This is a genomic window from Bradyrhizobium sp. STM 3809, assembly GCF_000239795.1.
Classification (GTDB): domain Bacteria; phylum Pseudomonadota; class Alphaproteobacteria; order Rhizobiales; family Xanthobacteraceae; genus Bradyrhizobium.
Map to the genome: position 1 here is coordinate 1 of NZ_CAFJ01000390.1, position 9,714 is coordinate 9,714.

A 9,714-nucleotide genomic window follows, 5' to 3' on the forward strand; every position below is an offset into this window, starting at 1 on the left:
AGGGTTGAAAAGTCCGCCAGGCCGTTAAAGCCTCAAGACATCAAACCTTGAGAGCCTCAGAACGTCAGCGCCGAGACCACGCGCACCTTCTGCGCGGCGTCGATCTTCTGCACGCCGAGCGCGACGACCTTCTCGCCCTCGTCGACGCCCGAAACGATCAGCACGTCCTTGCTGTCATAGGCTTTCACCTTGACCGGCTTGAGCGTCACCTCGCCCTTGTCGTTGACGACGTAGAGCGAGGGATCGCGGCCGTCGTTGAACAGCGACGACAGCGGCAGCCGCGCGACGCGGGTGGTCGCCGGATCGGACAAGGTCAGCGTCGCGGTCATGCCGAGCGAGACGGCGTCGTTGGCGTCCGGCAGCGAGAATTTCGCCAGATAGGTCCGCGTCGCCGGATCGGCCGTCGGCGCGATCTCGCGCAGCCGGGCGGTGTAGGTCTTGCCGGCTTCCGACCACAGCGACACCGTCGCGGTGCCGTTCTTGGCGCGGTCGAGCAGGGTCTCGGGGATCGCGACCACGGCCTCCTTCTCGGCGAAGCGGGCGACGCGGATGGCGGCCTGGCCGGCGGCGACGACGACGCCGGGCTCGATCATGCTCGCCGTGACGACGCCGCGCGCATCCGCCACGAGCGTCGCGTAGGACAGCGAGTTGCGCGTCAGCTCGACCGAGCGCTCGGCGCGATTGAGCCGCGCGCGGGCCTCGTCGGCGGAGGCCTTGGCCTGATCCATCTGCGCGTCGGTGGTCCAGCCCTTGGCGCGCAATTCCTTGGCGCGGGCCTCGGCGGCGGAGGCCTGCGCGAGCACGCCGGTAGCGGCGCGGAATTCCGCCTCGGCCTGCTCGGCCTGCAGCTTCAGGTCGACCTCGTCGAGCGTGGCCAGCGGCTGGCCGATTTCGACGGTCTGGCCGACCTCGACGAGGCGCTTGGCGACCTTGCCGGCGACGCGGAAGCCGATGTCCGCCTCGATGCGCGGCCGGATCGTCCCGACGAAGCTGCGCTCCGGCGTCTCGGCTTCGTAGTGGACGGTCGCGACCAGGACCGGCCGGATCGGCTCCGCCTTCTGGGCGACGGTCTCGTTGCAGCCGGCCAGGGCGACGGCCATGGTGGCCAGCGCAAGGCCGGTCAACAGCTTGGAATAACTCGCGAAAATCAGGCGGATCAGCATCGGACACCCCTCGCTGCGAATGCGATGGAGTGTCGATTGTTGACTGACGATTGTCAATAATCGTCAGTGATCATGACTTCGTGAACGTTAAGACATGTTGCCGCAGGTGCTCAGGAGAAGGGGCAGATCTCGATTGGCGGAGGTGTCCATCACCTCACGGCGTCATTCCGGGGCGACCGCGCCAGCGGTCGAACCCGGAATCTCGAGCTTGGTTTGCACCACAGCGACTCATCTCGGGATTCCGGGTTCGGTCGCTGTCGCGACCACCCCGGAATGACGGCGCCTGGTCCCAACGCACGGTGTCCGCAATGCGGATCACCGCAAGGACTCCGGGGACAGGTGAAATCTCGGTTGGCGGGAGTGTCCGTCACCCGCGTCGTCATTCCGGGGCGACCGCGCCAGCGGTCGAACCCGGAATCTCGAGCTTGGTTTGCACTAACCGCCTCATTTCGGGATTCCGGGTTCGGTCGCTGTCGCGACCGCCCCAGAATGACGGCGCCCGGTCCCAACGCACGACGTCCGCAGTGCGGATCACCGCATGCGCTCACTCGGCCGGCGCCTGGCCGGCGAATTCCACCTTGCTCGCGTGGCCGCCGAAGAACACCAGGAGCCCGGCGATCAGCGGCAGCGCCGACAGCGCGAGCAGGCCATGCGTGGTCGAGCCGGTCGTGTCCTTGATCCAGCCGACCAGATAGGGTCCGCCGAAGCCGGCGAGATTGCCGATCGAGTTGATCAGCGCGATGGCGCCAGCGGCGGCCGTGCCCGACAGCCACGCGGTGGGCAATGTCCAGAACACGCCGAACACGCAGAACACGCCGATCGCCGCGAAGGTCAGCGCCACCATGGTCAAAGTCGGATCGCCGATCTGGCTCGATGCCGCCAGCGCCACCGCGATCAGGATCATGGGCGCGCCGACATGCACCACGCGCTCGCGCGTCGCATCGGAATGCCGCGCCCACAGGATCATCGCGACGGTGCCGAACGCATAGGGAATCGCCGTGACGAAGCCGGTCTCGGTGTTGGTGAGGCCGAACGCCTTGACGATCTGCGGCAGCCAGAACTGCATGCCATAGAGCGCGCCGACGAAGCCGAAATAGATCAGGCTGAGCACGATCACCTTCGGCGACGACAGCGCCTCGCCGAGCGTCATGTGTCCGGCCGCCTGCTTCGCCGCCGTCTCGGCCTCGAGCCTGGCGGCGAGCCAGGCCTTCTGCTCCGCCGACAGCCAGCCGGCATGCTCCGGCCGGTCGGTGAGGTAGAACCAGGTGACGATGCCGAGCAGCACCGAGGGGATGCCCTCGAGGATGAACAGCCACTGCCAGCCCTGCAGCCCCATCCGGCCGTGCAGGCCGAGCAGCAGGCCCGAGACCGGCGCCCCGATCACGGTCGAGACCGGCACCGCCACCGCGAAGGCGGCGAGGAAGCGCGCGCGATACTGCGCGGGGTACCAATAGGTGAGATAGAGGATGATGCCGGGGAAGAAGCCGGCCTCGGCGACGCCGAGCAGGAAGCGGAGCGCGTAGAAGCTCAGGGGTCCGGACACCAGCGCCATCAGCGCCGAGATGATGCCCCAGGTCACCATGATTCGCGCAATCCAGCGGCTGGCGCCGAACTTCTCCAGCGCCAGATTGCTCGGCACCTCGAAGATGAAATAGCCGATGAAGAAGATGCCGGCGCCCCAGGCGAACACCAGCGGCGAGAATTTCAGCTCCGCGTTCATGGTCAAGGCGGCAAAGCTGAGATTGACGCGGTCGAGATAGGAGAACAGATAGGCGAGCACCAGGAACGGAATCAGCCGCCAGGAGATCGCGCGAATGGTCGAGGCCTCGATTTCGGAGCGGCCGGGCGCGGCCGGATGGGTAACGGACGGACTCATCGATCTCCTCCCCGGAGCATTGCAGAATTGATAGTTGATGGGCGGTGTCGAGTATCGGTCGTGGCAAGTCAATCGGAAAACCTGACATCCCACAGCCCGCCGGCGCATTGCGGGAGCGCGGCGCGCGCATGACGCGCTCGTCACCGGAGGTGCCGCCTCGGGCCCGCGAGCGCCGCCGCCGGGCGATCGCGCTGGCGGCGGCGCTGATCGTCATCGCACTCGGGCTCGCCCTGCGCTTCGTTGGTCCGGGCCTCGGCCTTCCCGCAGGGATCGTCAAATATGGCGGCTCCATCCTCTGGGCGACGATGGTCTACATGCTGCTCGTCGCGCTGCGGCCACGGTCCTCACGGCGACAGGTCGGCGGACTCGCGCTCGCCGTTGCCGTTCTCGTCGAAGCCTCGCGGCTGATCCATACGCCCTGGCTCGACAGCTTCCGCCTGACGCTCGCCGGCGCGCTGCTGCTCGGACGGATCTTCTCGCTGTGGAATATCGCGGCCTACGCCGTCGGCATCCTCATGGGCATCGCGATCGATCGGATCGCGCTGCGATCTTCCTCGAGATAACAGCACGATCGCATGGCGGATGTGGAGCCACAGCGGCGAATGATGCTGCTCGTTTGTGATTCCGTCATGCCCGGGCTTGTCCCGGGCATCCACGTCGTTCCTGGTCTGCCGGACGCCGTGGATGGCCGGGACAAGCCCGGCGATGACAAGGTGGAGATCGACGGGCGCAAGACTCTCATCCAGACGCGATAGCCCTGCACGACATTGGGTTGCCTTGGGCGAGATGCGGTGTCTGCTGAGTAATCAGTTCACCTCCGCACCGGCGCGGCCGAAGAAGGCCATCAGCTGCTCTGCCAGCGCCTCGGGCTGCTCCTCCGGAATGTAGTGGCCGCACGCGCCGATGGTGATGCCCTCGACCTGCTCGGCGACTTCTCTCAATGGCGCGGCCATGTCCACGATCGATCCCTGGTCGGCGCCGACCGCCAGCACCGGCGGCTTCAACCTGCCTCGGGCTCTCAGCTCGCGGTTCTGATCCGCCGACACTGCAGCGGCCCGATAATAGGCGAGCCCGGCGCGCAAGCCACCGGTCCTGGTCAGCACGCGGGCATATTCGTCCAGATCGCGTTCCGCGAACGTTTCGGGATTGGCACTCTTCCGGCGCAGAAACCAGGCGAGATAATCGCGTTCGCGACCCTGGATCAGCATCTCCGGGAGATCGGCCACGACGTGGAATGCGAAGTGCCATGTGCGCCACGCGCGGTCCGGAGTGAACGGCAGTGCCTCAGGAAGGGTGACCCCGGGAATGCCGGCATCAAGCAGAGCCAGGCTTTTCACCTCGTCCCCGAACAGCGCCGCATAGGGATAGGCGACCCACGCCCCGATATCGTGCGCCGCGAGATGATAGCTGCCGACGCCGTGCTGCTGCAGCAGGCGATGCACCGCCGTGGCGAGCGTCTGCGTGTCATAGCCGGCGGCGGGCCGGTCCGAATCGCCCTGCCCGGGCAGGTCCGGCGCGATGATTTGATAGCGCGACGCGAGCAGCGGCATGATCCTGCGCCACGCAAACCAGCTCTGGGGGAAGCCGGCGAGCAGCACGACAGTCTCGTTATCCGGCGAGCCACCGCTGACATAGTGTAGCCTCACCCCGTCGACGGTCTCGAAACGGTGCGCGAACCCGGGGAGCGACGGCTCGGCACGACTGAACGGCAAGGTCGCGACCGGGCGCGAGGGGCTGTTGTCAGGGATCTCGTTCATCGACTCTGTCACGGATCGTTCTCCTAATTATAGAACAAATGTTTCCTATTTCGGCGCGACATCACGCGAACAGGGCCGCAGCCTGTTTCGCCACGCTCGTCATTTCCCGCTTCGCGCGTCCCGTCTTGCCGACCACCCGCAAACCCTGGATCACGCAGAACAGCGCTCCGGCAACGATCTCCGCATCGAGCTCCGCCCGGATCGACCCGTCGGCCTGACCGAGCCGGATCAGATCGCGCAACAGCGTTTCGACCCGGCGCAGCGCCGCGCGGACCTTGGCGGCGGCTTCCGCATCCAAGGTGGCGAGCTCGGTGGCGCTGGTGACGACGAGGCAGCCGCGCCGGCCCTCGCTGTCGCTGGCGGATTCCGCGTAGAACTGCAGCAGGGCCTCCAGCTTGTCGCGGCCGCTGTGCTGCGCGTCGACGCGCTCACGCAGCTGGCGGTCGCGGCGCGCGATGTAGTGGTCGAGCGTTGCCAGGAAGATCGCGCGCTTGTCCGCGAAAGCCTTGTAAAGGCTGCCGGTGGCGAGCTTCATGGCGGCTCGCAATTCAGCGAGCGACGCGCCGTGATAGCCGCGCTCGCTGAACACCACCAGCGCCTTGCTCAAGGCAGTGTCCATATCGAACTCGCGCGGACGCCCCGGTCCGCGACGCCCGGATGATTCAGAGTGTGACGTCGTCATTCCCCCTTTTAGGAAACATTCGTTTCCAAATCAACAGCAGAAAATGCCTTTCGTCCGACGATCAGTTCCCCAGCTGAAACCGCTGAAACCGGTGCAGCTCGTCCTCGATGATCCGCTTCAGCGCCTTGCGATGGTCGCCGCGCGCCGACTTGCCCTCGCCGACCCAGCTCCATTTCTGCATCAGCAGCTTGCCGTTCTGCCGGTCGGTCTTCAGATCCAGCGCCGCGACGATCTCCTCGCCGACCAGCACCGGCAGCGCGAAATAGCCGAACAGCCGCTTGTCCTTCGGCACATAGGCCTCGAAGCGGTGGTCATAGTCGAAGATCGCCTGCGTCCGCTTGCGCTGGATGATCAGCGGATCGAACGGCGACAGGATGTGCACGCGCGCGGGATCGATCGCGATCGCCTCCTCCAGCGCGGCCGGGGCCATCCAATGCTCCTGTTTGCCGGCGCCCTCCAGCGCCACAGGCACCAGTTCGCCGCGCCGGACCCGGGCCTCGATCACCCGCCGCACGTCCGCCTTGCGCGGCGCATTGAGATGGCACAGCGAGTCGAGGCTGACGACGCCCTGCGCGCGCAGGCCGCGGTCGAGCAGATAGACCGCGATCTCGCGCGCGGTGGCGCCTTTCGGTAAGCGGTCCCACCCGAAATGCCGGGTGGTGAGGTCGTAGGTCTTGAGCATGCCGTCGCGGCCGGCGACCGTGAGCACGCCTTCGTAGAAGCCGAGCTGCAGCGCGCGCTTCGAGGGCTTGCGGCTGGCCCAGGCGTGGTCCTTGTCGCGCAGCTCGTCATCGTCGATGTCGCGGATCGTCAGCGCGCCGCCCTGCCGGATCAGCCGCATCACCTTGCGCGTATCTTCCGGTTTCACCGTCTGCAGCCAGCGATGCCCCTCGCGGCGGTAGCGCCGCATCGCCGGCACGAAATAGCGGAAGTCCTGCGTCGGAACATAAGCGAGCGCGTGCGTCCAATATTCGAAGACCGTCTTGTCCGCGCTCTGCGCCTGCCGGAGGTCGTCGCGCCGATAGGCCGGGATGCGGCTGAACAGGATGTGGTGATGGCAGCGCTCGATCACGTTGATGGTGTCGATCTGCACGTAGCCGAGATGCGCGACCGCGGCGGCGACCGCTTCGGGGCCGGCGCCGAACGGTGCCTCCTGGTCGAGGCGCTGGGCGCGCAGCCAGAGACGCCGCGCCGCGGTCTTGCCGAGCGGAATGGGAGTGACAGACATGGAAACCGGATGGTGCGAGATTCGCCCGCACGCAGGCAATGACAATCGGCAGGCCGGATCCGTTCAGGGAACCTATGGCTTCGGCTTGTCCGGGATGCTGCCGGTGGCGATCTCCGACTTGCAGCTCGCCCGGCCGGCATCCGGCGCGCGGCACTTGTAGACGCGGCCGGTCAGGCGGTCGATCAGCCACGCCGTATCCTCCGCCGGACTTTCGAGGCCGACATAGCGATTGCCCACCGCACCGATCAACGTCGACAGCAGGATGGACGCCGCGATGATTCCCGCCCCGATCAGGGTCGAGATGGAACCGGTCGATCCCGAGGGATCGGTCCGATGAGACTGGTAGTCGCGCCTCGGTGATGAGTTGAACACGGCTGTGCTTTTCTGTTGGCGTTTCTTGAACTCAAATCGTGTGGTGCCCGCCTCGCTTCCTCCGGTTTGCGATTTTTTTCCGGCCAGGGATATCCGGTAGAACCGCATCTGGCCGATTTGTTGTTCGCGGACCGGCCGGGTGTCGAAGGCTTTGCGACAACCTCGCAGCGACCGATCCCGCCTCCGCGGCCGTGCGAGGCTGAGTGATATCAATCACATTGGAAAGCTTTGAACCGGTTCTATCGTCCACGCATCCAATGGCCATGAGCCATGACCACCCGAGGACCACGACGATGACCCCATACTTTGAACGTTTTGCAGTCCGGGCGGCGGCGTTGTCCGCCGTGCTGATCATGAGCGCGGGAACCGCACTCGCCGGCGAGGCCGTATCGGCCGATCAGATCATCAACGCGCTGAAGCCGAAAACGGTGACGCGCGGCCTCACTGTCGGGCCGCAGGCGGCCCCGCAGGTCGATGCCGCGGCGCAGGCCAAGCAGGCGGCGCTGCTCGACAGCGTGCGCAACCGCAAGACCCGCTCGCTGTCGCTCGGCGAGCGCGAGCAGATCGCGGAACTGGCCGCGACCAAGCCGAAGATCGATCTCGAGATCCAGTTCGACTACAACTCGGCCGAGATCAGCAAGAGCTCGCTGCCGCGGGTGGAGGAACTCGGCAAGGCGCTGTCCGACCCGAACCTGAAGGGCTCGACTTTCGTGGTCGCCGGCCACACCGACGGCATCGGCGGCGACAGCTTCAATCAGGATCTCTCCGAGCGCCGCGCCGACACCATCAAGCGCTACCTTGTCGAGAAGTTCGGCCTGGTCGGCCAGGATCTCGTCACCGTCGGCTACGGCAAGACCAAGCTGAAGGATGCGGCCAACCCGGCCGATCCGCTGAACCGGCGCGTCCAGGTCGTCAACATGGATACCAAGACCGCGGCGGCGAAGTAGGCGTCACCGCGTATCCAGCACCTCGCGGATCTTGGTGCCGAGCAGCGTCCGGCTGATCGGCTTCTGCAGCAGCGCAACGCCGGGGTCCAGCCGCCCCTGATGGACGATGGCGTTGCGCGAGTAGCCGGTCATGAACAGCACCTTGAGCCCGGGGCGGGCGACGCGCAGATCATCCGCCAGCTGGCGCCCGTTCATGCCCGGCATGACGATGTCGGTGAGCAGGAGATCGACATCCAGCGGCTCGCGCGCGAGCAGCGCCAGCGCGGCCGGGCCGTCGGGCGCCTCATGCACGGCATAGCCGAGCTCGGCCAGGGTCTCGACGATATAGTTGCGCACCTCCGGCTCGTCCTCGACGATCAGCACGGTCTCGCTGCCGCGGCTGCCGATCACGGCGGCCCGAGTCTCCGGCACCTCGGCGGCGGTGTGATTCGCGCGCGGCAGATAGATCTTCACCGTCGTCCCCTCGCCGACCTCGCTGTAGATGGTCACGTGGCCGCCGGACTGCTTGACGAAGCCATAGACCTGGCTCAGTCCGAGCCCGGTTCCCTGCCCCGGCTCCTTGGTCGTGAAGAACGGATCGAACGCCTTGTCCAGCACCTCGCGCGGCATGCCGGCGCCGGTGTCGGTGATCGCCACCAGGACGTACTGGCCGACGGCGAGATCGCCGTGCTGCCGCGCATAGGCTTCGTCGATGAAGCTGTTCGAGGTCTCGATCGTCAGCTTGCCCTGGCCGCGCATCGCATCCTTGGCGTTGACGACGAGGTTGAGGATCGCCGCCTCCATCTGGCTCGGATCGACCTCGACCTGCCAGAGGCCCGCCGCCTCGACGACCTCGATACTGATCGTCTCGCCGAGGGTCCTGCGGAAGAAGTCGGACATGCCCGCGAGCAGCTTGTTGACGTTGGTCAGGCGAGGATCGAGCGGCTGGCGGCGGGCGAAGGCGAGCAGCCGCTGCGTCAAGGTCGCGGCGCGCTGGGCGCCACTGGCGGCCTGCGCGATGGCCCGGCTGAGACGGTCGCGCGCGGCCTCGCCTTGCGCGCGCAGGCTGCGCTCGGCAATCTCGAGATTGCCGCTGATGATGGTCAGCAGGTTGTTGAAGTCATGCGCCACGCCGCCGGTCAGCTGGCCGACCGCCTCCATCTTCTGGGCGTGGCGCAGCATGTCCTCGGCCTCGCGCCGTTGCCGGCTCTCGACCATCAGCGCGGTCTCCGCCGCGCGCAATTGCGCCGGCGACGGGATGGCCAGGATCTTCGGCAGCAGCGGCCACAGGACGCCGGCGGTGAGGATCGAGGCGAGCGCGGTAGCGGCCTTCACCAGCCCCTCGATGCCGTAGATCGGAACCCACAGCGTCACGATCGACAGCACATGCGTGACCCCGCAGGCCATGATGAAGAGGGCGAAGGCCCAGAACAGGAAGCCGAAGTCGACATCCCGCCGCTTGGAGACGAACAATGTGAGCACGACCGGAATCGAGAAATAGGCCGCCGCGATCACGGCGTCGGAGGCGACATGGAGCCAGATCAACTCGGGTTCCCACAACAGACAGATCCCGTGCGGAGACAAGCTCGAGGAATCGAGCAGCCGCTGAAACCATCCCAACATCGATTGGCGCCCCCTCCCAATGCTCGTAGCGAAGCGACGCGAAACTGGCGGCGCGGGATGAGCCCGTCAAGCGACAGACGCAGGGAA

10 protein-coding genes are annotated in these 9,714 nt (G+C 66.5%); 3 read left to right on the forward strand and 7 right to left on the reverse strand.

The features are described 5' to 3' along the window. Window positions 1-56: 56 nt before the first annotated feature. Both BRAS3809_RS19740 and BRAS3809_RS19745 read right to left on the reverse strand, forming a co-directional pair. Window positions 57-1,163 (reverse strand): efflux RND transporter periplasmic adaptor subunit, encoded by a 1,107-nt coding sequence (locus tag BRAS3809_RS19740; RefSeq protein ID WP_008963822.1) that lies wholly within the window; start codon window positions 1,161-1,163, stop codon window positions 57-59. 544 nt (window positions 1,164-1,707) lie between these two features. Next, window positions 1,708-3,039: an MFS transporter gene (locus tag BRAS3809_RS19745; protein WP_008963823.1), complete on the reverse strand. Its 1,332-nt coding sequence runs from the start codon at window positions 3,037-3,039 to the stop codon at window positions 1,708-1,710. 128 nt (window positions 3,040-3,167) lie between these two features. Between BRAS3809_RS19745 and BRAS3809_RS19750 the strand changes: the two genes are divergently transcribed. After that, window positions 3,168-3,602 carry a ribosomal maturation YjgA family protein gene (locus BRAS3809_RS19750; protein WP_008963824.1) on the forward strand — a complete coding sequence of 145 codons (435 nt, stop codon included), beginning with the start codon at window positions 3,168-3,170 and terminating at the stop codon, window positions 3,600-3,602. Window positions 3,603-3,641: 39 nt separating this feature from the next. Next, window positions 3,642-3,794 (forward strand): hypothetical protein, encoded by a 153-nt coding sequence (locus BRAS3809_RS36685; RefSeq protein ID WP_008963825.1) that lies wholly within the window; start codon window positions 3,642-3,644, stop codon window positions 3,792-3,794. 51 nt (window positions 3,795-3,845) lie between these two features. On the opposite strand, the gene BRAS3809_RS19760 is transcribed toward BRAS3809_RS36685, so the two are convergent. The 4 genes from BRAS3809_RS19760 to BRAS3809_RS19775 all read right to left on the reverse strand — a co-directional run bounded on the left by BRAS3809_RS19760 (window position 3,846) and on the right by BRAS3809_RS19775 (window position 7,009). Beyond that, on the reverse strand, window positions 3,846-4,796 hold the full coding sequence (locus BRAS3809_RS19760) for an alpha/beta fold hydrolase (RefSeq protein ID WP_035657047.1): 951 nt from the start codon (window positions 4,794-4,796) through the stop codon (window positions 3,846-3,848). Window positions 4,797-4,857: 61 nt separating this feature from the next. Continuing rightward, window positions 4,858-5,415 carry a TetR/AcrR family transcriptional regulator gene (locus BRAS3809_RS19765; protein ID WP_008963827.1) on the reverse strand — a complete coding sequence of 186 codons (558 nt, stop codon included), beginning with the start codon at window positions 5,413-5,415 and terminating at the stop codon, window positions 4,858-4,860. A 124-nt stretch (window positions 5,416-5,539) separates the two neighbouring features. Then, window positions 5,540-6,706, reverse strand: coding sequence for a winged helix-turn-helix domain-containing protein (locus tag BRAS3809_RS19770; protein WP_008963828.1), 1,167 nt, complete (start codon window positions 6,704-6,706; stop codon window positions 5,540-5,542). A gap of 72 nt (window positions 6,707-6,778) precedes the next feature. After that, window positions 6,779-7,009: a hypothetical protein gene (locus BRAS3809_RS19775; protein WP_035657050.1), complete on the reverse strand. Its 231-nt coding sequence runs from the start codon at window positions 7,007-7,009 to the stop codon at window positions 6,779-6,781. Between the two features lie 362 nt (window positions 7,010-7,371). On the opposite strand from BRAS3809_RS19775, the gene BRAS3809_RS19780 reads away from it, so the two are divergent. Next, entirely contained in the window at window positions 7,372-8,025 is a 654-nt protein-coding gene (locus BRAS3809_RS19780; RefSeq protein WP_008963831.1) for an OmpA family protein, read from the forward strand. A gap of 3 nt (window positions 8,026-8,028) precedes the next feature. Here BRAS3809_RS19780 and BRAS3809_RS19785 read toward each other — a convergent pair whose 3' ends face one another. Beyond that, entirely contained in the window at window positions 8,029-9,627 is a 1,599-nt protein-coding gene (locus tag BRAS3809_RS19785; RefSeq protein WP_008963832.1) for an ATP-binding protein, read from the reverse strand. Between the last annotated feature and the right edge of the window lie 87 nt (window positions 9,628-9,714).